This window comes from Pseudomonas sp. GW821-FHT01E10 (assembly GCF_059422365.1).
The window spans coordinates 376,865-399,769 of sequence record NZ_JBWKWT010000001.1; the positions used below are offsets into that span (position 1 = coordinate 376,865).

Consider the following 22,905-nt stretch of genomic DNA (forward strand, 5'->3'; position numbering starts at 1 on the left):
TCAACCCTCCTGCGCAATGGCAGTCGGCGCCGATTGCCGCGTGCGGCTGCGAGTGCCCGTGTTTTGCGCCAGCACCGGGGCGCCAACCCGGACTTTCTGCCCGCCTTCGACAATCACCTGGTCACCCGCCGTCAGGCCGGAGGTGACCCACCACTGGTTGCCCACGGCGCGATCGATGGTCAGCACGCGCTGTTCGACCTTGCCATTGACCACCAGCAACACCGACGTCACGCCACTGGCGCTGCGGGTCACGGCTTGCTGCGGAATCAGGATCGCTTGATCGTCCCTGGCCTGCTCCAGCACCGCCCGCACATACATGCCCGGCAGCAACAGCCGGTCCGGGTTGGCAATTTCCGCCCGCAGGGTCACGGTGCCGGTGCCCTCATTGACGCTGACCCCGCTGAATTTCAAGCGGCCCTCATGGGCGTAGGTGCTGCCGTCGTCGAGCTTGAGACTGATCCGCGCTTCGCCCTCGCCGTTGCTTTGCAGCACACCGCTGGCGAGGTCGCGCTTGAGGCGCAACAGCTCAGTGGTCGATTGCGTGATATCCACGTAGATCGGGTCCAGTTGCTGCACCGTGGTCAGTGCGCTGTCCTGATTGGCCACCACCAATGCGCCAGGGGTGACCGTCGAAGTTTCGATACGCCCGTTGACGGGCGAACTGATGCGGGTATAGGCCAGGTTGATGCGCGCCGTATCCACGCCGGCCTGGGCCACTTGCAGTTCAGCCTCGGCGGTCAGCAGACTGGCCTGGGCATCCTCGTTGTCCTGCTGGCTGATGGCATCGATCTTCGCCAACTGGGCATCACGCCTGGCTGTGGCCTGGGCCGACTTCAACGTGGCGCGAGCTTTGGCGAGGGTCGCCTGTGCTTCAGCCAATGCAGCTTTGTATGAGGACGCGTCCAGCTGATACAGCGCCTGCCCGGCCTTGACCTCGGCGCCTTCGACAAACAGCCGTTGCTGGACGATACCGCCGACCTGCGGGCGAATCTCGGCGATCATGAACGCCTGAGTGCGCCCGGCCAGCTCCGTGGTCAGCGCCTGGCTTTGAGGTTGCACCGTGATCACTGACACTTTGGCCGGTTCGACCACGGGCGCGGATGCGCCGGGGGAGCAACCGCTCAACACCACCAGAATGATCAAGGACAGTAAAACCGCGGCGGTTACCAGGGATTTGGCGAGAATTTTGGTCGACATAAATGCCTCTGCAAGACGGGGTGGCTGAAGCCAGACGCCATACTGCGAGGCAAATGTGCAGGAAAATTGAAGATTGCCTGCCGCCCTTGAATCTTCGTCGCGCCAGGGCCTAAATGGGCGGGCCATTCACCGACCTGCCCGAGCCCATGAAACTGAGTATCTCCACCAAACTGTTTATCGCGGTACTGGCCAGTGTGCTGTTTGTCATCCTGAGCATGGGGCTGGCCAACGGCTGGAGCTTCGGCAAAGGCTTTCTCGATTACCTCAACGAACAGGCTCTGTTGCGCATGACCCCAGTGCTGCCGCGCCTGGCCAGCGCCTATGAGCGCGAAGGCAGTTGGGAATTTCTGCGCAACCAGCCGGATCGCTGGTTCGAACTCATGCGACCGGAGCCGGGCGTAGACTTCACCAACCCGCAGCAGCCGACCCTGCCCACGTCTGACCTGACCGGCGCGGTGTTTCGCATCGCTCTGTTGGACCAGCAAAAGCAGTTGGTCATGGGCTACTCGGCGATTGCCGACGACGCCCTGATGCGCCCGATCGAGGTGGCCGGTAAAACCGTCGGCTGGCTGGCGGTAACGCCGTTCCAGAACGTGACCGAAGCCGGCGGTGAACGCTTTCGCCTGTACCTGTTGCGCACCAGTCTGGCCGTGGGCGTGTTCTCGTTGCTGCTGGCAATGCTGATCGCCTGGTGGATCGCCCGCACTTTGCTTGACCCGGTCAAGCGAGTAGCCGCCGCCACGCATCGATTGGCCGCAGGCGAGTACAGCAACCGGGTGGCGGTGTCCTCCAATGACGAAGTCGGTCAGTTGGCCCGCGACTTCAATCAACTTGCGTATACGCTGGAGCGCAACGAAAAAATGCGCCGGGAGTTCATGGCCGATGTGTCCCATGAACTGCGCACCCCGCTGTCGGTGTTGCGCGGTGAGCTGGAGGCCATCGAGGACGGTGTGCGCACCCTCGATCAGTCGTCGATGAAATCGCTGCAAGGCGAAGTCGGCATGCTCAGCAAACTGGTGGATGACCTGTATGAACTGTCCCTGGCCGATGTGGGCGCGCTGACCTACCGCAAAAGCGAATGCGATCTCAACGATCTGCTGCAAAGTTGCGTGGCGATGTTCCAGGAGCGCTGCAATGCCCGGCACTTGCGCTTGGAGCTGGAGCTGCCGACACCCCCCCTAAGAGTGGAAGCCGACCCCAAGCGCTTGCAGCAACTGTTCGGCAATCTGCTGGAAAACGCCGTGCGCTATACCGATGAAGGCGGTGTGCTGCGTATTCGTGCGGCCAGCGATGGCGACGACGTACGCATCGATTTCCTGGATTCCGGCCCCGGGGTCGACGCGGATCAGTTGCCGCGTCTGTTCGAGCGTTTCTACCGTGGCGAAACCTCACGCAACCGTGCCAGTGGTGGCGCCGGTCTGGGGCTGGCGATCTGTCACAGCATCGCCCTGGCTCATGGCGGCAGCCTCAGTGCCGATCACTCCCCGTTGGGTGGCCTTTGGCTGACCCTGCGCCTGCCACGGAATGCCTGAACCATGGTCAACGACAACCCAATCCTGATCGTCGAAGACGAGCCCAAACTGGCCGCGTTGATGCGTGACTACCTGATCGCCGCTGGGTATGCGACCCAATGCCTGGACAACGGGCTGGAGGTAGTACCGGCGGTCCGTGCCCGCGAGCCACGGCTGATCCTGCTCGACCTGATGCTGCCTGGACGCGATGGCCTGCAAGTGTGCAAGGAACTGCGCAGCTTCAGTGCCGTACCGATCATCATGATCACCGCCCGCGTCGAGGAAGTGGATCGCCTGCTCGGACTGGACCTGGGCGCCGACGACTACATCTGCAAACCCTTCAGCCCGCGTGAAGTGGTGGCCAGGGTCAAAGCCATCCTGCGACGCAGCCCGCAGCTTTTGACGTCCGCACCACCGCGTCTACAGATTGATGAAGAACAGTACCTGGCCTCCCTCGACGGCATAACGCTGGACCTGACACCACTGGAATTGCGCCTGCTAAGCACCCTCGCCCGCTCGCCGGGACGTGTGTTTTCCCGGGATCAGTTGCTCGACCGGATCTACTCCGATCACCGGGTGGTCACCGACCGCACGGTCGACAGTCATATCCGCAATCTGCGGCGCAAGCTCGAACAGGCCTGCCCGGGGGAGCATCCAATTGAATCGTTGTACGGGGTGGGTTATCGGTTTCAGCTCGCCGACGCCTGAAGCGTCGTCGAGATGAAGGAAGACTACCGCCCCGTTCCACGGGCAGAACGGGGCGGCACATCAAGACAGTGCGATCAGAACGTCACGCTGGCGCTGAGGCGTGCCGTGCGCGGCTCGCCGACATTGACCGCCAGTTGGCTGCCGGTGGAGGACGGGTAGTACTGTTTGTCGAACAGGTTGTCGACGTTGAACTGCAGCGAAGTCTTGTACCCGAACATCGGCGCCTCCCAGCGCACGAAGGCATCGGCGACGGTGTAGCTGCTCAGCCAGAAATCGTTGGCATTGTTGGCCGCACGCTCGCCGACATAACGCGCACCGCCGCCCGCATGCCAGGCCCCGAACTCCGTAGGCACATTCAGGTGATGGGTAAGGTACAGGCTTGCGGTGTGCTTCGGCGCATCGGCGAGGCGGTGACCTTCGTCATCCGGGTCGTCGAGGATTTCCGTGTGAGTGTAAGCGTAGGTGCCGATCAGGTCCCAGCGCTCGGCCACACGCCCGGTGATGTCCAGTTCCAGGCCCTGTGAGCCGACTTTGCCCGCCGCCTCCGAGAGGCTGACGCCACCGACCGTCTGGGTGGTCACGACGTTTTTCTTCTCGATGTCGAACAGCGCCAGGTTGATGTTCAGCCCCGGCAGCGGATCGTACTTGGCGCCGACCTCATAACTGCGGCCCTCCTCCGGATCGAAGGTATGGCCGGCATCGTCGACTTGGGTATTGGGCTTGAACGAACGACTGTAGTTACCGTACAGCGACAAGCTATCGGTGGCTTTGTAGACCAGCCCCACGAACGGTACGAAAGCATCACCGTTATTGTCGCGGTTGACGGTGTAGCTGCTGCCGCGGCCCTGATCGCTGTACTGATCGTAATGCTGCTGGCGACCGCCGAGAACCAGGATCCAGCGGTCATCGAGGTGCCAGTTATCCTTGAAGTACACGGAGCTGGAATTCAGCTGGTTGCTCAGGTCACTTTGGCTGGCACTGACAAGGCTCGGCTCGGCCAGACGACCATAAACCAGCGAGGTGATGTCGAAGCCTGACTGCGCGGTATTACGGTAGGTTTTGCCACGGAATTGGTCGGACGCTTCGGTGTCCGCGCCGATCAGCAAGTCATGGCGCTGGCCGAACAGCTCCTGCTGGCCGATGAAATCCCAGCTGGCGTAACGGGTTTCATCGTCGTAGTGAGCGCCGTTGGCAGCACGTCGCAGGTTGTTGCCGGTCAACGAACTCGGCTGGGCAATCGAGAGGCTGTAGCGGTCGTTGTTCCAGCCGTAGGTAACGCGGGTTTTCCAGTCGTCACTCAGCTGATACTCGAAACGCGCGGTAGCCAATTCACGGATACCGACGCTTTTGGCCCATTTTTCGTCGAGGCGCTTGTCGTAGTCGATGTCCGCCGGATGACCATTGGTGAACACCGTGCCACGGTCGAAGGGTTTGGAGTAATCGTTGTATTCGTAGCTGAGGGTCAGGCTGGCACGGTCGCCCGTCCAGGTCAGCGAGGGTGCAACCAGGGTGCTTTCATTCACGCCGTAATTGCGCCAGTAATCCTCGTGGCCGCGTTCGGCAATCAGGCGATAGGCCAGGCCGGTATCGCCCAGCGGCCCGGTGGTGTCCACGGCCATGGTGCCGCCGCCTTCGCTGTAGGCCGAGCCGCTCAGGGTCGTGCTCTGGGCGTATTCAGGCTTCTTGCTGATCACGTTGATCAACCCGCCGGGTTCCAGCGCGCCGTACAGCATCGACGCAGGCCCTTTGAGCACTTCGATGCGATCCGTCGTGGCGCTGAAATTTTTCCCCAGGTTGGAACGCACGCCATCACGCAGGATCGAGCCGTCATCGTTGGTGCCGAAACCGCGCTTGACCAACGAGTCCCGGGAACCGCCCAGGGTGTTGCCCTGGCTGACGCCGCTGACGAACTTCATCGCGTCGTCCAGCGAGCGCACCTGATAGTCGGCCAGGGTTTGCCGGGTTACTACATTGACCGATTGCGCCTCCTCCTTGATCGGCACATCGCTTTTGCTCGCGGTGCTGGCTTGAGAGGTGGTGTAGCTGGTGTCTTGACTGACGCGGCTCGCCTGAATATCAGTGGTCGGCAGCTCGATCAATTCCTGTGCCCACAAAGGACCGGCGAACATCACGCAGGACAGTGTCGGCAGCGCGTGTTTGATGAAAACCTTGCGGCGGGCAAAGAGGTGGGGATGGCTCAAGACGTTGCACTCAATGAGTTAGTAGTAATGATTCTCATTGTATGGTGCGATGTATTTCCAGTAAACACCTTCGCGGTTATTAACTAACGAGTTATTGCTCTGCCGCATAGATGATGGTTTGCGCGCTGTCTGCTGTCGCGGGCGGCCGGGTGAAGTATGTGTCGCCGTCATCCGTGAGGATCTCGTATTGCACCTTGCCGGCGACACGGCTCGATACAGCGGCATGCTTGATGATTTTCAGCACCCGCTGAAATTTCACGCTTTGGGTGCCGTTCTGGGCAGGCCCGGTGAGCACATTGACCGTTTGAAACCAGCCAGCATTTTTTTTGTTCGATACCAGGGTGCTGGTCAGCGCCTCGAAACGCTCCAGTCGGGTGAAGCCCCAGAGCGTCTGTTCCTCGACCGTTTTGCCCTGCGCGGTAGAACCCGTAAACACAAACAGATTGATGGCCGGATTGTCTTCACAAAAGAAGTCATAGGGCACCAGCCCGTCGACCATTTTCTTGCCGGAAACGAAGCCCTTTTTATGAACCAGAAACATGCCCACCTCCACGCTGAAACATCAGCAAACGCTGCGTAAGTTTGAGCGGGAAGTCTACTGAGGCGAGGCGTACAGAGCCGTCAAGCCAATGTAATATCGTGTAAAGATCACGCCTGACGGGGCAAGCTGATTTCCACGGTCAGCCCAGCGGACGGCTCGTTGCGCGCCACAATCGTGCCGCCGTGCATTTCCACGGCCCTTGAGGCGATCGCCAGGCCCAGGCCGAAACCGGCACTGGCCTCGCTCAAGCCACGCTCGAACGGGTGGAAAATGCTCAGCAGCCGCTCGTTTTCAACACCCGCCCCCTGATCGGTAATCCGCACCGTCAGGCAGTCTGCTTCGAGATTGACCTCAGCCGACACAACAACCGCCGTCATCGGTCTGGTATGGCGCACCGCGTTGCGAATGACGTTCTCGAAACACCGATACAGCAACTCGCCGCTGACCCGACTGACAAAGGCCGGGCACGCCTGCAGACTGACCCGGCAACCTTTCATTCCCGCCTCGAATTGAGCGTCCTCGACGATCACCGCCAGCAACTCGATGATGTCGAGTGGCTCGCGGTCGATACTCTCGGGCCGGCCCTGCATGCGCGCCAGGGTCAACAACGCCTCGATCAACGTATCCATTCGCACCGATTCGCGCTGGATGCGCTCCACCATTTCCTGGCGGGCCGGTTCTTGCTGCAACAGCCCGATGGCAGCTTGCATGCGCGTCAACGGTGAGCGAAGTTCGTGAGAGATGTCATGCAACAGGTGTTGCTGGGCCTCCACCAGCAGTTTCAGCTGGTTGGCCATTCGGTCACAGTCCCCGGCCAGATCGACGATTTCATCGCGGCGCCCGCCCATCATCGGTTTGACCCGGGTTTCGAAGCGCCCCTTGGCCACATCGCTCATCGCCCGCCGGAGATAGGCCAACGGCCACGCCAGGTAATACGCCATATACCCGCTGAACAGCGCACTCATCACCGTGCCGATGATCAGCGGGATCGAACGCCCCGGCCCTTGCTCACCTTCTTTGCCAAGGGGCTGTGAGGATCTGAGCGAGAGGGCCAGACCGTCCTTGCTGATGACCGTTCGCTCAAACGCTGGCCGCGGAACCGGCGACCCAGCCAGCAGTTGACCGGCACTGTCATAGACACCAATGGTTTCGTCACCGGGGTGCCGCCACACTGTCAGCAATTGCCTTCCCGACTCGACGCCGAATTGTCGCAGCAGCTGTTCCTCGCTGGCCAGGATGGCCTCCAAATGAGGATCGCCAGGCCCGTGATTACCCAGTACCAGAATGCCCACCCCGACCAGAAACGTCAGGCTCGTGGCGAGCCAAAACGCCAGGAACAGTTTCCAGAACAGCCGACTGGGTTTCATCATTCGGCGATCAACAGATAACCGAGGCCACGCACGCTCTGAATCCAGGCCTTGGCGTCAGGGCGCGGACCGAGCTTCTGGCGAATGCTGCTGATATGCACGTCGATGCGCCGGTCGTAGCGGGTCAAGGGACAGCCCAAGGCATTGAGCGACAGGTCCTGTTTGCTCACCACCTGCCCGGCACAGCGGGCCAGTTCTTCGAGCAGGCTGAACTCGGTACTGGTCACCCCCAGCTCGCGCCCCTGCCACTGGGCCTGGCGCTTGCCGGGCCACAAGACCAGCGGGCCGGTCCTGATCACTTCGGTGGTGGGCTGATCCGCCGGTTGCACCCGGCGCATGATTGCCCGCAAACGCGCCACCAGTTCCCCCGGTGAACTGGGTTTGGGCACGTAGTCATCGGCCCCCAGTTCCAGGCCGGTGATCTTGTCGATGTTATCGCCACGGGCCGTGAGCAACACCACCGGTACCTGGCTCACGGCGCGAATGCGCCTGAGCACCTCGATACCCGACAGGCGTGGCAGCATCACGTCCAGCACCACAATGCTGTAGCGCCCGGACAGTGCTTGAATCTCGCCCTCCTCGCCCGTGTGCACGGCGGTCGCCTCGAAGCCTTCACGCTCCAGGTATTGGCTGAGCATTCCAGTCAGTTCCTGGTCATCGTCGACGAGCAATACAGAGATCATGGCGGGCTCTTGAGTGGGGGCCGCGCATTATCGCCCTTGCGCTGCACAGCGTCATCGCCCCGGGCAAACCTTTACCTAACTTGACACTTGGTTAACCGCACCAAACGCACCGAGCTTTTATGCTTCACCTCCACCAGCCTGCTCGCTTCGCGGTAACTCGTCTTGCTGTGAGATATCCGCGCCCGCCTACGCTGCTTGTCGATGTGTTCTGGATAAGATCTTGATGAATTTTTCGCGCCTGCTCTGCTCGGCTGCACTATTGCTCAACGCCACATTTGCGCACGCCCAAGGCTTCAAAATTTCCGATATTCGCATTAATGGCCTGCAACGGGTTTCCGCCGGCAGCGTGTTCGGTGCATTGCCGTTGAACGTCGGTGATGAAGCGGATGATCGTCGTTTGGTGGAGTCCACCCGTGCGTTGTTCAAGACCGGTTTCTTTCAGGATATCCAGCTGGGGCACGACGGTGACGTGCTGATCATCACGGTGGTCGAGCGCCCCTCGGTCGCCAGTATCGAGATCGAAGGCAACAAGGCGATCTCCACTGAAGACCTGATGAAGGGCCTCAAGCAATCCGGGCTGGCCGAAGGCGAGATCTTCCAACGCGCCACCCTTGAAGGCGTGCGCAACGAACTGCAGCGCCAATACGTCGCTCAGGGCCGCTACTCGGCGTCGGTCGATGCCGAAGTGATCCCACAACCGCGTAACCGCGTGGGCCTGAAAATCAAGATCGACGAAGGCTCTGTCGCGGCGATCCAGCACATCAACGTGGTGGGCAACACGGTCTTTGCTGATGAAGACCTGATCAACCTGTTCGAACTCAAGACCAGCAACTGGCTGTCGTTCTTCAAGAACGATGACAAGTACGCCCGCGAAAAACTCTCCGGTGACCTGGAGCGCCTGCGCTCCTATTACCTGGATCGCGGCTATATCAACATGGACATCACCTCGACCCAGGTGTCGATCACCCCGGACAAGAAACACGTCTATATCACCGTCAACATCAACGAAGGCGCGAAGTACACCGTTCGTGACGTCAAGCTCAGCGGTGACCTGAAAGTGCCTGAAGACCAGATCAGATCGCTACTGCTGGTTCAGAAAGGCCAGGTGTTTTCCCGCAAGCTGATGACCACCAGCTCGGACTTGATCACCCGTCGCCTGGGCAACGAGGGTTACACCTTTACCAACGTCAACGCGGTCCCCAACCCGAATAATGACGACCATACCGTCGATATCACCTTCGTGGTCGACCCGGGCAAGCGGGCCTACATCAACCGCATCAACTTCCGTGGCAACACCAAGACCGACGACAAAGTGCTGCGTCGCGAAATGCGTCAGATGGAAGGTGGCTGGGCATCGACCTACCTGATCGACCAATCCAAGACCCGTCTGGAACGACTGGGCTTCTTCAAGGAAGTCAACGTCGAGACGCCGGCTGTAGCGGGCGTCGACGACCAGGTTGACGTGAACTACAGCGTTGAAGAGCAGGCCTCCGGTTCGATTAGCGCTAGCGTCGGTTTCTCTCAGAGTTCCGGCCTGATCCTCGGAGGTTCGATCACTCAGAACAACTTCCTGGGCACGGGCAACTACGCCAGCCTGGGCCTGACCCGCTCGGACTACCAAAGCAAGTACAACTTCGGTTTTACCAACCCCTACTTCACGCCGGACGGGGTGAGCCTGGGCTACAACCTGTTCTACAACGCCACCGACTACAGCGATTATTACAGTGACGGCGTTTCGTACTACTCCATCAACAGTTATGGCGCCGGCACTTCACTTGGCTACCCGATCAATGAAACCTCACGGCTGAGTTTCGGCCTGACCGTGCAACACGACAACATCGAGCCAGGCACCTACAGTGCTGATGAGATCTACGATTTCATTGCACGCGAGGGCAAGGAGTTCAACAACTTCAAGGCCAACCTCGGCTGGTCGGAATCGACCCTGAACAAGGGCGTGCTGGCCACCCGCGGACATTCGCAGAACCTCAACCTGACGGTGACAGTGCCCGGCAGTGATCTGAGTTTCTACAAGATCGATTACACCGGGCAGACCTTCCTGCCACTGAGCAACGCCACTTCGCTGCGTTTCCACACCAAGCTCGGTTATGGCAACAGCTACGGCTCGACCGACGGCCTGCCCTTCTATGAAAACTACACGGCCGGTGGCGAAGGTTCGGTGCGCGGCTTTGAAAGCGGCACACTCGGCCCGCGCAACACCCCGGCCACCGGCACCTATGCCAGTGCCGGCCAGGCGTATTATTCGGATCGGGACACCGACGCATTGGGCGGCAATATCCTCATTACCGGCGGGGTCGAATACCTGTTCCCGATGCCCTTCATCAAAGACAACAAATCCCTGCGCACTTCGGTTTTCTGGGACGTCGGCAGCGTCTACTCCAACAAGTGCTACCTGAGCACCACCCAGGGTTGCGACGGTGTCGACCTCGGTCAACTGGCCAGTTCCGTGGGGGTCGGCGTCACGTGGTACAGCCCGATGGGACCGTTGAGTTTCAACCTGGCCTTCCCGGTCAAAAAGCCTGAGAACGCTGATACGCAAGTGTTCCAGTTCTCCATGGGGCAGACTTTTTGAACCGGTGAGTCCGCAAGCATTCCACTTCGTTGGCGCACTGACACGATGTGCAGAATGTGGGACAAGCCCGCCCCCACAGGTTTCGCGCTGCCCCCCTTGCATCATGGCGCTCTCAGTCAACTCTGGCCGCTGTGCTCAAGCATCACGAACGTCCGGGAATTAAAGTCGAAGTGCCAGGGGAGCTACCCCGGCTCACAATTCCAAGAATAGAGCCACTTCGATGAGCCTGAAAAAATCCCTGCCAGTATGCCTGGCACTCAGCTTCGCATCGCTTGCCGTACCAGCAGCAGAGGGCCCTCCACCACCGTCGGTGAGTGAACCCAGCGGTATCAATCTGGGCGGCACCAGTTTCTACGACGGTTTCGCGGGGCCGCCCGGTCTGTCCCACCTGACCTATCTGAAATTCAGCACCGCACGCAGCATCAGGGACAATGCAAGCAAGGATAATGGCGCCTTCGACAATCCGAAGATCAACGTCATCTCGCTGATCAACCAACTGAGCTATTACTCACCCGACACCATCGGCGGTGGTGCACACCTGGGCTGGAGCTTATTGGTGCCCATCATCTCCCTGGACGGTGACTTTGGCGACAACGGTGCCAAGCTCCAGGATAACGGCACAGGGCTTGGTGATGTCACGGTAGGGCCGCAGATCCAGTTCGACCCGATCGTCGACGCCCACGGCAGGCCCGTGTTTGTGCAGCGTCTGGCTTTCGACACCATCCTTCCAACCGGCAAATACGATAAACATAAAGACCTGAACCCAGGCTCCAACTACTTCTCTCTGAACCCCTACTGGGCCGCGACCTGGATGCCGGCGCCTCGTTGGGAAGTGAGCTGGAGGCTGCACTACCTGTACAACTTCAAGAACAACGATCCGGCGAGCAGTTCGACGCAACTTTTCGAGGGCCAGCCTGTGCGCGACACCCGGGCAGGACAATCGGCGTGGGCCAACTTCACGGCCTCGTATGAAGTGGTCCCCAACGTATCCGTCGGGATCAACGGGTACTACTTCAGGCAAATATCAGATGACGAGGTTAACGGAGGTCGGCTGAGCAACTCTCGGGAAAAGGTGCTGGGCATCGGCCCGGGCCTGTTCTGGAAAATCAGCGATGGCCAGGGCTTCTGGCTAAACACCTATAAAGAGACCGGCGTCGAGAACCGCGCGCAAACGGATTACGCCGTCCAGATCCGATACGCCCACACATTCTGACCGATGTGCGCCCACTCGTGCATGAGCGGGCCCTTTTACCCGAGGTGATGTTTCATGAACGCGCTCGACTCCATTGACAGTAAAAAATCATTGGCCGCTATCTGCCTGATGATGGTCATTTCCTTAGGGACGTTGCAAATCCAGCCTATTCTGGGCGGAGCCTTTATCGACCAACTCGGTTTGCCACTGAATGCCATCGGCGCCATTTTTGCGGCAGAACTGATTGCGATGGCCGTCGCCTGCGGCGTTTGCGCCATGTTGATGGCCAGCGTCGACCGGCGCCGCTTTGCCCTGATTGCCTTGCTGATGCTGGTACTCGGCAATCTGGCCAGTGCTCAACTGCATAGTCAGGGTTTGCTACTGATCTGCCGAATGATATGCGGCGCAAGCGGTGGCGCGGTCATGGCCGTTGTCTACGCCACCGCAGCCCTGCGCACATCCAAGGATTCGACGTTCGCGGTGATAAACATCGGCAACCTGCTCTGGGGGATGCTGCTTGTGAGTTCCATGCCGGTGATTCTGAAATCATTCGGCGTGGCCGGGGCGTTTTATCTCTTGGCCATCGCCAGTGCCCTGGCGATGTTTGGTAGCTGGAGAGTGCCGAGGAGCTACCCCGAGGCACATCGGGCAGCGAGCGGCTCGATCCCGCCTTTCGGGCTCACATCGATCTTACTGCTGATGCTTTTTACGCTGCTGTTTTTTGGCCATTCCGCACTGTGGGTTTACCAAGAGCGCATCGGTAAAAGCATTGGCCTGGAACCGCAACAGATCGGTGGAATACTGGGGGGCAGCATCCTTGCCGGTGCCCTTGGAGCGGCACTGGCCGGACTTATCGGCAGACGCCTTGGGTTGCTGTTTCCGCAACTACTGAGCTTCGGCACGGCGCTGATTGCGACTCTGGTCATGGTCTATGGCAATACCCCTGTCGCATTTGCGGTCACCGCCTGCCTGATCCATGCAGTATGGTTTTTCAGTCTGCCTTACTTACTGTCCATGGCGGCCGAGCTGGACCCTTCCGGCCGACTGGCCGGGCTGGGTAACGCCTCGATTTTCGTTGGTCAGGGGCTCGGCCCGTTTGGCGCGGCACTCGTGGTAGGCGAAGGGCAATTCCGCGCCGTCGGATGGCTGGCGGCCTCGGCCTACCTGACAGCCCTGGTTATCTCGTGTCTGCTCGTTGCACGTTTTCGTCGTGACGCGAAGCCTTGCGCAACAGCACTGTCGCCTCAGTCGACCTGACCTGATATCAAACAGGAACCCCGTCAATGAACAATCGATACCCATCTTCAGAGGTTATGCCGATGACCACCCCGTTTCCCCAAACCCCTGAATTTTCAGGCGCGCTCTATGCACCCAGTCGGATAGAAGCCGAGGTGTTCGACCTGGAGATTGAAGGCACCCTTCCCGCTTCGATCCGTGGCGCTTTTTATCAGGTTGCGCCAGACCCGCAATACCCGCCGATGCTGGGCTCGGATATTTTCTTCAATGGCGACGGAATGGTCAGCGCGTTCTACTTTGCCGATGGCAAGGTGTCGATACGACGTCGCTACGTAATAACCGACCGGTTGATGGCTCAGCGCCGCGAAGGTCGCTCGCTCAATGGAATCTATCGCAACGTCTACACCAATGATCCACTGGCGGCGAAGAACAACACCACCGCCAATACCAGCGTTGTCGCTCATAACGGTGTGCTGCTTGCACTCAAAGAAGATGCCATGCCCTGGGCAATGGATCTTGAAACACTTGAAACCCTCGGCGAGTGGCATTTTGACGGGCAGATCGAATCAGCGACGTTCACCGCCCACCCCAAGCTCGACCCGGTAACAGGAAACCTCTTGGCCTTCAGCTACGAAGCCAAAGGTGACGGCACACCTGACCTGGCCTATTTCGAACTGTCGCCCGACGGAAAGCTGTTGCACCAAATCTGGTTCCAGGCGCCGTACGCGGCCATGGTTCATGATTTCGCGGTGACTGAACACTACGTGGTGTTCCCGCTGATTCCGTTGACGACCGACCTCGAGCGTATGAAAAAAGGTGGCCAGCATTTCCAATGGCAACCCGATCTGCCTCAGCTCTTCGCCGTCGTACCACGCAATGGGCGCGCGGAGGACGTTCGATGGTTCAAGGGCCCCAAGGACGGTTTCCAGGGCCATACGCTCAACGCGTTCGATGAGGGCGACAAGGTTTACGTAGACATGCCGGTCACCGGCGGGAATATCTTTTACTTCTTTCCCCAGGCCGACGGTCATGTCCCGCCACCCGAAACACTGGCGGCCAGCCTGATGCGCTGGACCTTCGACCTGACCAGCACGCAGGAGGACATTCAACCGCAGCCATTGACGGATTACCCCTGCGAATTCCCAAGGTGCGATGACCGCTACATCGGTCGAAAATATGAGCACGGCTTTGTGCTCGCGTTCGATCCAGAGCGCCCGTACAACCCCGCGAATGGGCCGATTCCGTTTCAATTCTTCAATCTGCTGGCCCATGTGAACCTGAAAACAGGCACCACCGATGCCTGGTTTCCCGGTGACAGCGGATGCTTCCAGGAGCCCATTTTCATTCCGCGCTCCCCTGATGCGCAGGAGGCGGATGGCTACGTCGTTTCCGTTCTCAATCACATCGCGGACGGTCGCAGCGAGCTTGTAGTTCTGGATTCTCGTGACATGGAGAATGGCCCCATTGCACGAATCAAAGTGCCGTTCCGGATGCGCATGTCGCTACATGGTTGCTGGGTGCCGAGCAAACAATGAACCCATGGGCGACCCACTGAAATGACAGGAAGCCTGTGATTCACCAGGCCGGGATACGGCTCCTGCCCTGACCTTCCAAACACGTCACTGTCTCGTATTGCCTGTTCCGGAGGGTCGGCAAAATGCTGCCAAAAATACATAAAAAAGCATAATTCCTGCATTTTGGGATTTTTTAATAAATCCCGCTTTACAGGATTAATACCCACAACTAGATTGAACCTCAACCGCCGCGGCTTACCTGCCGCCATAGCTGCATGAGCAGTGCCGAGCTTCTTTGCTCCCTGCGCATGCGCTGATCCTCTATCAAGGAGCACTCAATGAAACTCGCGAGCTTTATTGTTCAAGGCCGTAGCACCTACGGCGTCGTCGATGGCGAGCATGTCATTGATCTGGAGTCGGTCAAGCAAACCTTCGGCACCGATCTCAAGCAGGCTATCGCCAACAATCGCCTGGCCGAACTGAGTCACGAGGTCCTGGCGAGCCTGCCTCGTATCCCATTGGCTGAAGTAACTTTTCTACCCGTCATCCCGAACCCGGGCAAAGTGCTGTGCATTGGCATCAACTACGCCACACACGTACGTGAAACCGGTCGTGAGATGCCGACCTACCCGATGATTTTCACTCGTTTCGCTGACAGCCAGACTGCCCACCTGCAACCCATCGTTCGCCCGAAGGCCTCGCACAAGCTTGATTTTGAAGGCGAGCTGGCGGTGGTGATCGGCAAACCGGCGCGTCACGTCAAGCAAGCCGACGCGCTGGACTATGTCGCCGGTTACGCCTGCTACAACGACGGCAGTGTCCGCGACTGGCAGAAACACACCATTCAATTCGTGCCGGGCAAGAACTTCCCGAACACCGGCGGCTTTGGACCTTGGCTGGTCACCCGCGACGAGATCGGCGATCCGCAGGACCTGGAACTGACTACCCGCCTCAATGGCGAAGTCATGCAGCACACCAGCACCAGCGACATGATTTTCGATGTCCGCGCGCTGATCGAATATTGCTCCACCTTCACCGAACTGGCCCCCGGCGATGTGATTGTCAGCGGCACCACCGGCGGCGTCGGCGCGTTCCGTGAACCGCCGGTATGGATGAAACCGGGCGATGAAGTCGAGATCGAAATTTCGCGAATCGGCATCCTGCGCAACAGCATCGTCGACGAGCAGTAAGCCATGGCCACACTACGCGAATCAGAACAATTGCCGGCGCAGGATATCGACAGTAAAGGTTCTAGCCTGGAGCGCATGCTGCGGGTACTCGATCTGTTTACCGAAGAGAGTCCGATCTGGGCTGTCGATGACATGGGCGGTGCATTGGGGTTTACCCGTTCAACCATCTACCGCTATGTGCGCGAACTGGCCGAGGCCAACTTGTTGTTCCAGGTCGGGGCCGGACGTTACGCCCTGGGCGCGAGAATCATTACCTGGGACCGTCAGTTGCGACTGAGCGACCCTTTGGTGCGCGCCGCACAATCATTGGAACCAAGCCTCCCACGCTGGAGCGAGCAACAGATCTGGCTGATCTGCCGCCTGTTCAAGGACCAGGTGGTCTGCATTCATCAATACGGCGATTTGTTCAGCGAGGTCAGCTACTCACGCGGCTCACCGAGGCCGTTGTTCCTGGGCGCGACCTCCAAGGCCATCCTCGCCAACATGACCTCGCGTCAACACAGCCAACTCTTCCTGGAAAACCCCGATGAGGTGCGCGCCAGCAACCTTGGTCAGACCTGGGAACAGTTCCGCCGCTCGCTGCAGCGTCTTCGTCATCAGGGCTATGTGGCCAGCGCCGGCGAAGTCGACGCTGGCGTCTATGGCCTCGCCGCTCCGATCTTCGATGGCGATGGCAAAGTCGTCGGCAGCATCAGCTGCGTGCGCCCGATTCAGGAACGTGACAGCACTCAGGAAGAACAGCAAGGACAGCAGGTCCTCGCCCTGGCGCAAAACCTGTCGCAACTCATGGCTGCACTCGCCAACCGCCCCAAGCCATTGGACTGAGCCATCCGGAAGGGAACAACAACAATGACACCCCTCAAAAAAATCAGTACACACGTCTTGATCATCGGCGCCGGGCCCACCGGGCTGACCCTGGCCAACTTGCTTGGCCAAGCCGATGTGGACACCTTGATCATTGATCGCAAGCCGGACACCGTGACCGAGCCGCGGGCCGTTTCGATAGATGACGAATCCTTGCGCACCATGCAGGCCGTCGGACTGGATGAAGCCGTGTTGCGAGATGTAGTGCCGGGCTATGGCGTGCACTACTTCACTCGGCCCGGTGGCCGCTGCTTCGGCAAAGTCGAGCCCACCGGCAAGTTGTATGGGTTCCCCAAGCGCAATGCATTTCGCCAGCCACTGTTTGAACACACCCTGAAAATGGGCCTCGAGCGCTTTGCCAACCTGAAGGCACGGTTCAGCCATGAGCTGCTGGAATTCAGTCAGGATAAGCATGGCGTGCGCGCACTGATCCGTGACGCAGACGGCGAAACTGTCGAAGTCCATGCGGCCTATCTGGTCGCCTGCGACGGTGGTCGTAGCCCGGTGCGCAAGCAACTCGGAATCGAGATGGTTGGCTCGAGCTTCTCCTCGCGCTGGCTGGTGGTCGACACTGATCAGGATGACGATCCGTTCTGGCAAACACGTGTGTACTGCGATGCACGCCGTCCCGTCGTTGAAGTACCCGGCCCCCACCGCACACGCCGCTTCGAGTTTCTGCTCAAGCCGGACGAAACCGATGAGCAGGTACTCGGCGATGCTCGCCTGCAAGCGTTACTTTATCCCTTCAAGGGCAACACCCCGGCGTCCATCGTGCGCAAGACCGTTTATACCTTCCACGCCCGGGTTGCCGAACGGTGGCAAGTGAACCGCGTGTTTCTCGCCGGCGATGCCGCGCATCTGACTCCGCCTTATGCCGGACAGGGCATGAACAGCGGTGTTCGCGATGCCCATAACCTGGCCTGGAAACTGATCGGCGTGCTGAAGGGCAAAATGGCTGAAACGGCTCTACTGTCTTACGAAAGCGAGCGTCGCGATCACGCCTGGGCATTGATCAGACTGGCCTTGAACCTCGGCGTGGTCATGGCGCCGGCAACTGTCTTGCGCGCTCATTTGATCAGCGGTGCATTTGCTTTGATCGGCCTGCTGCCGCCGTTGCGGGACTATTTCCTGCAAATGCGCTTCAAGCCTAAACCCCGATTCACCAAAGGGCTGGTACTGACCGAAGGTAAAGCCGGGAAACTGTCCTGCGGACACATGTTCCCTCAACCGATGCTCACCGATGCTCAAGGCCAGGAAATTCTGCTCGATGACTCGATCGGTGCCGGCTTCGCCTTGATTCAGTACGGCGATTACAGCCGCCAACGCATCGACGAACTCCAGCATGGCTTGTGGTTCCACCTCGAAGCCAAGCGCATTCTGATCCTTCCCGAGCCTGTCAAAAACATGCCTTCGATGCCTGGCTGCACGGTGCTTCATGACCGCCAGGGTTTGCTCAAAGAAATACTGGGCGATTCAAACACGTTCTTGCTGCTGCGCCCGGATCGCTATATCGCCGCCATTTTCGATAAGGCCGGCGAAACAAAGGCTGCCGAATCTTTGCAGTTGCTGTTCGGCATCGCACAGGCGCGAAACCAAAAAGCCGAATCAAGCATCGCGCCAGTCTTTCCCTGAATTCTTAAAGCCACGGAGGTGTTTATGCAAACCCTACAGACCTGCACCCCTGCACGCCTGTGCTACCTGCATCTGGCGAGCAAAGAGCCGCAACGACAAATCGATTTCTACCGGCGCATGCTGGACATGGACAGCCTGGCACAGCCCGATGGCAGCTGGATACTCAGTGGCCCGCAACGCGCCATGCTCGTGTCGCCCGCCGATCACAGCGGCCTGCTCGCGGCGGCCTATGACCTGGGCGATCAGGCTCGGCTGGGAGAACTGCGCGCCCGCCTGAACGAGAACGGCTGTGCTGTCGAAGACATCGACTCGCCGTTGCTCGAACCGGATGCCTTTGTGCTTCGTGACCCTCAAGGCCGACAAACGATATTTGGCGTGTCCCGCATTGATCCCGGTGTCGACCGTCAAGGCATGCCGGGCCGCTTGCAGCACGTGGTATTCCAGACCACTGAACTGGAAGCCATGATCGATTTCTACGTCAATACAGTCGGGTACACGGTGTCGGACAACGTCGTCGACGAGCAGACCGGCCAGCTCATGACGTGTTTTCTGCGCTCCGACGATGAGCATCATTCGCTGGCGTTTTTCCGCGGTTCGAAAAACGAATGGGATCACCACTGTTACGAAACCAATGAATGGAACGACATCCGTGACTGGGGTGATCGCTTCGCCAAGGAACGTATAACCCTCTTTTTCGGCCCCGGCCGACATGGCCCTGGCAACAATTTGTTCTTCATGGTGGTCGATGCCGATCGCAACCGTCTGGAGTTTTCCGCCGAACTCGAAATAACCGATGCCGCCCGCCAACCCGGTGTCTGGCCGCAGGAGGAGTACACACTCAATTCCTGGGGGCGCGCCTGGATCAGAAGCTGAGCACATTTCTTCAGACAAGTTTTTGCATCATCCATGTCCTTAATCGACGCGGCCACCTGCCTCCAAAGGTAAGACTATGACGACTCAACATTTGCCCCTCTACGCCATCAACGGCGACCAATACATCAATGGCACCTGGCGTACAGGTCGTTCCTCGCGGCGCCTGGATGACCGTAACCCCTTCAATGGCGAGCAACTGCTGGAAATGCCACTGGCCTCGATTGCCGATCTCGACGATGCCTATCAGGCTGCATATCGTGCGCAAACAGCGTGGGCACAGCTGCATCCGACACAGCGCAGCGCGCAACTGGAGAAACTCGCTCACGTCATCCTGAACCGCCGCGATGAAATCATCGACTGGCTGATTCGTGAGTCCGGCAGCACGCGCATCAAGGCGAGCATGGAATGGCAGTTCACCCTGAACCTGGTGCGTGAGTGCGCAACGTTGCCGATGCAGGTTGAAGGACGGATCCTGACGAGCTACAAGCCCGGTGAACAGAGCTTTGTCTTCCGTGAACCGCTGGGTGTTGTCGGGGTGATCAGCCCATGGAATTTTCCGTTGTACCTGAGCATGCGTTCGGTGGTCCCGGCACTCGCGCTTGGCAACACAGTGGTGCTTAAACCCGCCAGCGACACGGCAGTAACAGGCGGCCTGCTGATTGCTCATTTGTTCGAAGACGCAGGCTTCCCGGAGGGTTCGCTCAATGTCGTGGTCGGTGCAGGTTCGGAGATCGGCGATGCCTTCGTCGAACACCCGGTGCCAAGCCTGATTTCCTTCACCGGCTCAACCGATGTCGGTCGCAATGTCGGCCGGATTGCGACTGGCGGCAAACACATCAAGCGCGTTGCGCTGGAGTTGGGCGGCAATGCTCCACTGGTGGTCCTGGATGATGCGGATATTGATATAGCCGCGCACGCAGCAGTGGTCGGGCGTTTCCTGCATCAGGGCCAGATCTGCATGAGCGTCAACCGGGTGATCGTCGACCGCTCGCTGTATGCGGACTTCACCGCGCTGGTGGTGGAGCGAGTGCGCAAGCTCAAGACCGGCGACCCGGCCCACGCAGACACCGTGATCGGGCCGGTGGTCAATCAGAACCAGCTCGATGGCCTGTTGCGTAAAATCGATGCCGCCGAGAATGCGGGCCTCAAGCGGTTGTGTGGCGGCCCAGCGTCCGGGTTGGTGTTGCCTGCGCATGTCTTCGGTGAAGTCGGGGTCGATCAGGAACTGGCACGTGATGAAACCTTCGGGCCGTTGCTGCCGCTGCTGATCGCAGAAAACGAAGCGCATGCGTTGGAGTTGGCCAACGCCAGCGAATATGGCCTGTCCAGCGCGGTATTCACCCGGGACATGGCCCGAGGCTTGAACTTCGCCCGTGGCATCGTGGCCGGGATGACCCATATCAACGACATCACCGTCGACGACCAGCCCAATGCGCCCTTCGGCGGCGAAAAGAACTCCGGCCTCGGGCGTTTCAATGGTCACTACGCCCTGGATGAATTCACCCGCGCCCATTGGGTCACCTGGCAACCGGGGAGCCACCACTACCCTTTCTGATTCTTGATCGATACTGACCGGACTAAAATTGGGCAAGTGTTGACCCATTTGCCCAATCTACAAAAACAATAAGAAAAGAGGCGAAAAAATGAGTCATTTAGCCTGTGTGTCCACCGATCAGGTTGTTCGCTCCGACCGGCTGATGAAGTGGAAAGAGTTCATGAGCGATCACTTGGGGCGCACGCCGGACTACATCAAGCGTCTGGAATCGACATTCATCGACCCGTTGCATAACAGCAACTTTCAAGGCCGGCTGGAATATGGTGATCTGGGTCAGCTCGGCTTCTGCCGCATGACCGCCAGTGCCCATCGCTACTCACGCCATCTGAGCAAAGCGGTCGACTCACCCGATACGCCGCGCATGCTGATTCTGCAGATCGCCGGCGTCAGTCATTTCGAACAAGGTCGGCACAGCAGCGCGTTAGCGCCTGACGAGATGCTGTTGGTCGACAGCGGCCAGCCCTTCAGCGTCACCAGCACTCAAGGTTGCGAACATTTTATCCTGCTCTTCAAGGGGCCGGCCCGACAGCCACCGCAAGCAGGCGATGTTCACCTGAACGGGCGCAATGGATTGGGCCGCATGTTGATGCATCTGATCAGTGATGCGTACAGCCAGTACCCACTGCTCAACAATCATTCGGCCGAACTGATCGGCAACAGCATCGTGGGGCTTCTGGATAACGCCCTGAAGAACAAACAGGAAGAAAAGCAACTCGAACACGACTTCCGTTTCTTCAAGCAAAACCGCCTCAAAGCCTATATCGAACGTCACCTGGCCGACCGCGACCTGACCATCGAGCGCATCGCCAGCGTCGAGCAATGCTCGGTGCGCAGTTTGCACCGCGCATTTCAGGAAGAGCTCGGCTGCAGCATCAGCGAATACATCTGGCAACGGCGCCTGTCGCGCTGCGCCGAAGATCTGCGCAGCCGGGAACATGCCCATCGCTCACTCACCGACATCGCCTTTGCCTGGGGCTATGGCAGCAGTGCTCATTTCAGCAGACAGTTCAAATCGGCATTCGGCATATCGCCCAAGCTGTTCCGCGATACCCAGGCCCGATCCTGACGCCACCTGCTGCTCGCCCATTGTGATGCGGGTGCACAACAGGTACTGGCCCCGCAAAACACATTCACTTGGGAGGTAGATGTGTCCCGCCACAAAGTCTGCGTAAAATACGGCGTCGATGCCGAATCCAATACAAAAACAGACTCATCATCCCTGTGATCAATACCACCGGTGAATTGTGGCTCCCCCCTACTTTCAATGCCTGAATGATCAACCATGAGCGGGAGTTCACGGATCTCAACTGCCCGTACAAAGACGCTTTGCAGGTTGTGCCTGTCGATCTCGCTGCTGATTGCCAGTCACGCGAGTGGCGCGCCCTTGCCGCTCGAACTGTATATCCCGGACGCTCCACCCCTGACGTTCGTCGATGGCTCCAAAGGCCACGGCATGGTCGGCGAGGCCGTGATGACCGCCATTGCCAACGCCGGCTATGTCGCGCATGTCCATGTGCTTCCCTGGGCCAGATCGCAGAAACATGTCAGCGAGACTCAGGACATCCTGATCGCCCCTTTGTCACGCACGCAGGAACGTGAAGATCGCTTCACCTGGATCGCGCCCATCATGCCCATGGAGCGTGCTTTTTTCAGCCTTGACCGGCCGGTGAGCAGCTTCGAGCAAGCGAAACAAACCTACCGGGGGATCGGCGTCGGCCTGGGCAGTGCGCAGGAGGAAATCCTCCGTGAACAAGGCTTCAGCGACGAGCAGATCCACCCTCTGACCATTGGCGACAACCCCGCGCAGATGCTCTTGAAAGGTCGCATCGATGCCTGGTTCAACGGTGTCCCGGAGAGTCGATACATCTGGCCGAAAGTGTCTGAACATACACTGCACATGAGCCCCGTCATGAGCAGTGTGGACCTCTACCTGGCTTGCTCGAAGCAGTGCTCCGCCCAACTGGTGCAAGACTTGCGCGCGGCGGTTGAAACGCTTCGCGATGACGGCACCCTGGCGCGCATACAAAAGCGCTATTTGTCGCCATAGGAAT

The 22,905-nt window shown here is 59.1% G+C and carries 18 protein-coding genes; 13 read left to right on the forward strand and 5 right to left on the reverse strand.

Annotated features, from left to right (window positions below; genetic code table 11):
* Complete coding sequence (locus AC07V0_RS01770) at positions 1 to 1,197, reverse strand: efflux RND transporter periplasmic adaptor subunit (protein ID WP_086945609.1); 1,197 nt, start codon at positions 1,195 to 1,197, stop codon at positions 1 to 3.
* 113 nt (positions 1,198 to 1,310) lie between these two features.
* Here AC07V0_RS01770 and baeS point away from each other — a divergent pair, with 113 nt between their 5' ends.
* Both baeS and AC07V0_RS01780 read left to right on the forward strand, forming a co-directional pair.
* Entirely contained in the window at positions 1,311 to 2,729 is a 1,419-nt protein-coding gene (baeS, locus tag AC07V0_RS01775) for a sensor histidine kinase efflux regulator BaeS (protein ID WP_086945610.1), read from the forward strand.
* 3 nt (positions 2,730 to 2,732) lie between these two features.
* The gene (locus tag AC07V0_RS01780) at positions 2,733 to 3,416 is read left to right on the forward strand and encodes a response regulator (RefSeq protein WP_018928958.1); all 684 of its coding nucleotides are present in this window, start codon (positions 2,733 to 2,735) and stop codon (positions 3,414 to 3,416) included.
* A 74-nt stretch (positions 3,417 to 3,490) separates the two neighbouring features.
* Here the strand turns inward: AC07V0_RS01780 and AC07V0_RS01785 are convergent, their stop codons facing one another.
* The 4 genes from AC07V0_RS01785 to AC07V0_RS01800 all read right to left on the reverse strand — a co-directional run bounded on the left by AC07V0_RS01785 (position 3,491) and on the right by AC07V0_RS01800 (position 8,208).
* Entirely contained in the window at positions 3,491 to 5,617 is a 2,127-nt protein-coding gene (locus tag AC07V0_RS01785; protein ID WP_086945611.1) for a TonB-dependent siderophore receptor, read from the reverse strand.
* A gap of 91 nt (positions 5,618 to 5,708) precedes the next feature.
* Positions 5,709 to 6,158 (reverse strand): hypothetical protein, encoded by a 450-nt coding sequence (locus AC07V0_RS01790; RefSeq protein ID WP_086945612.1) that lies wholly within the window; start codon positions 6,156 to 6,158, stop codon positions 5,709 to 5,711.
* A gap of 107 nt (positions 6,159 to 6,265) precedes the next feature.
* Positions 6,266 to 7,528, reverse strand: coding sequence for a HAMP domain-containing sensor histidine kinase (locus AC07V0_RS01795; RefSeq protein ID WP_018928955.1), 1,263 nt, complete (start codon positions 7,526 to 7,528; stop codon positions 6,266 to 6,268).
* Positions 7,525 to 8,208, reverse strand: coding sequence for a response regulator transcription factor (locus tag AC07V0_RS01800; RefSeq protein WP_018928954.1), 684 nt, complete (start codon positions 8,206 to 8,208; stop codon positions 7,525 to 7,527). Before AC07V0_RS01800 ends, AC07V0_RS01795 begins: the two co-directional genes overlap by 4 nt.
* Positions 8,209 to 8,431: 223 nt before the next feature.
* Between AC07V0_RS01800 and bamA the strand changes: the two genes are divergently transcribed.
* The 11 genes from bamA (at position 8,432) to AC07V0_RS01855 (ending at position 22,901) form a co-directional block, all read left to right on the forward strand.
* A complete protein-coding gene (bamA, locus tag AC07V0_RS01805; RefSeq protein ID WP_064617559.1) occupies positions 8,432 to 10,798 on the forward strand; it encodes an outer membrane protein assembly factor BamA in 2,367 nt (788 codons plus the stop codon).
* A gap of 220 nt (positions 10,799 to 11,018) precedes the next feature.
* Entirely contained in the window at positions 11,019 to 12,011 is a 993-nt protein-coding gene (locus AC07V0_RS01810) for a SphA family protein (protein WP_495019334.1), read from the forward strand.
* 54 nt (positions 12,012 to 12,065) lie between these two features.
* The gene (locus AC07V0_RS01815; RefSeq protein ID WP_495019335.1) at positions 12,066 to 13,247 is read left to right on the forward strand and encodes an MFS transporter; all 1,182 of its coding nucleotides are present in this window, start codon (positions 12,066 to 12,068) and stop codon (positions 13,245 to 13,247) included.
* A gap of 62 nt (positions 13,248 to 13,309) precedes the next feature.
* Complete coding sequence (locus AC07V0_RS01820) at positions 13,310 to 14,761, forward strand: carotenoid oxygenase family protein (RefSeq protein WP_064621263.1); 1,452 nt, start codon at positions 13,310 to 13,312, stop codon at positions 14,759 to 14,761.
* A 317-nt stretch (positions 14,762 to 15,078) separates the two neighbouring features.
* Positions 15,079 to 15,930 carry a fumarylacetoacetate hydrolase family protein gene (locus tag AC07V0_RS01825; protein WP_086945614.1) on the forward strand — a complete coding sequence of 284 codons (852 nt, stop codon included), beginning with the start codon at positions 15,079 to 15,081 and terminating at the stop codon, positions 15,928 to 15,930.
* Between the two features lie 3 nt (positions 15,931 to 15,933).
* Positions 15,934 to 16,755 (forward strand): IclR family transcriptional regulator, encoded by an 822-nt coding sequence (locus AC07V0_RS01830; RefSeq protein WP_018928948.1) that lies wholly within the window; start codon positions 15,934 to 15,936, stop codon positions 16,753 to 16,755.
* A 24-nt stretch (positions 16,756 to 16,779) separates the two neighbouring features.
* Positions 16,780 to 18,426: a bifunctional 3-(3-hydroxy-phenyl)propionate/3-hydroxycinnamic acid hydroxylase gene (locus AC07V0_RS01835; RefSeq protein WP_086945615.1), complete on the forward strand. Its 1,647-nt coding sequence runs from the start codon at positions 16,780 to 16,782 to the stop codon at positions 18,424 to 18,426.
* A gap of 24 nt (positions 18,427 to 18,450) precedes the next feature.
* On the forward strand, positions 18,451 to 19,299 hold the full coding sequence (locus AC07V0_RS01840; RefSeq protein WP_086945616.1) for a VOC family protein: 849 nt from the start codon (positions 18,451 to 18,453) through the stop codon (positions 19,297 to 19,299).
* A 76-nt stretch (positions 19,300 to 19,375) separates the two neighbouring features.
* Positions 19,376 to 20,854 (forward strand): aldehyde dehydrogenase family protein, encoded by a 1,479-nt coding sequence (locus AC07V0_RS01845; protein WP_086945617.1) that lies wholly within the window; start codon positions 19,376 to 19,378, stop codon positions 20,852 to 20,854.
* Between the two features lie 88 nt (positions 20,855 to 20,942).
* Entirely contained in the window at positions 20,943 to 21,920 is a 978-nt protein-coding gene (locus tag AC07V0_RS01850; protein WP_495019336.1) for a helix-turn-helix domain-containing protein, read from the forward strand.
* Between the two features lie 216 nt (positions 21,921 to 22,136).
* The gene (locus tag AC07V0_RS01855) at positions 22,137 to 22,901 is read left to right on the forward strand and encodes a substrate-binding periplasmic protein (RefSeq protein WP_495019337.1); all 765 of its coding nucleotides are present in this window, start codon (positions 22,137 to 22,139) and stop codon (positions 22,899 to 22,901) included.
* Positions 22,902 to 22,905 lie beyond the last annotated feature (4 nt).

Excerpts from the sequence above, each read along its gene's own strand:
- AC07V0_RS01850 (WP_495019336.1), top strand. The coding sequence starts at position 20,943 with ATGAGTCATTTAGCCTGTGTGTCCACCGATCAGGTTGTTCGCTCCGAC.
- AC07V0_RS01855 (WP_495019337.1), top strand. The coding sequence starts at position 22,137 with ATGAGCGGGAGTTCACGGATCTCAACTGCCCGTACAAAGACGCTTTGC.
- AC07V0_RS01790 (WP_086945612.1), bottom strand. The coding sequence starts at position 6,158 with ATGTTTCTGGTTCATAAAAAGGGCTTCGTTTCCGGCAAGAAAATGGTC.
- AC07V0_RS01830 (WP_018928948.1), top strand. The coding sequence starts at position 15,934 with ATGGCCACACTACGCGAATCAGAACAATTGCCGGCGCAGGATATCGAC.
- AC07V0_RS01820 (WP_064621263.1), top strand. The coding sequence starts at position 13,310 with ATGACCACCCCGTTTCCCCAAACCCCTGAATTTTCAGGCGCGCTCTAT.
- bamA (WP_064617559.1), top strand. The coding sequence starts at position 8,432 with ATGAATTTTTCGCGCCTGCTCTGCTCGGCTGCACTATTGCTCAACGCC.
- AC07V0_RS01845 (WP_086945617.1), top strand. The coding sequence starts at position 19,376 with ATGACGACTCAACATTTGCCCCTCTACGCCATCAACGGCGACCAATAC.
- AC07V0_RS01810 (WP_495019334.1), top strand. The coding sequence starts at position 11,019 with ATGAGCCTGAAAAAATCCCTGCCAGTATGCCTGGCACTCAGCTTCGCA.
- AC07V0_RS01835 (WP_086945615.1), top strand. The coding sequence starts at position 16,780 with ATGACACCCCTCAAAAAAATCAGTACACACGTCTTGATCATCGGCGCC.
- AC07V0_RS01815 (WP_495019335.1), top strand. The coding sequence starts at position 12,066 with ATGAACGCGCTCGACTCCATTGACAGTAAAAAATCATTGGCCGCTATC.
- baeS (WP_086945610.1), top strand. The coding sequence starts at position 1,311 with ATGGGCGGGCCATTCACCGACCTGCCCGAGCCCATGAAACTGAGTATC.
- AC07V0_RS01825 (WP_086945614.1), top strand. The coding sequence starts at position 15,079 with ATGAAACTCGCGAGCTTTATTGTTCAAGGCCGTAGCACCTACGGCGTC.
- AC07V0_RS01770 (WP_086945609.1), bottom strand. The coding sequence starts at position 1,197 with ATGTCGACCAAAATTCTCGCCAAATCCCTGGTAACCGCCGCGGTTTTA.
- AC07V0_RS01800 (WP_018928954.1), bottom strand. The coding sequence starts at position 8,208 with ATGATCTCTGTATTGCTCGTCGACGATGACCAGGAACTGACTGGAATG.
- AC07V0_RS01780 (WP_018928958.1), top strand. The coding sequence starts at position 2,733 with ATGGTCAACGACAACCCAATCCTGATCGTCGAAGACGAGCCCAAACTG.
- AC07V0_RS01795 (WP_018928955.1), bottom strand. The coding sequence starts at position 7,528 with ATGATGAAACCCAGTCGGCTGTTCTGGAAACTGTTCCTGGCGTTTTGG.
- AC07V0_RS01840 (WP_086945616.1), top strand. The coding sequence starts at position 18,451 with ATGCAAACCCTACAGACCTGCACCCCTGCACGCCTGTGCTACCTGCAT.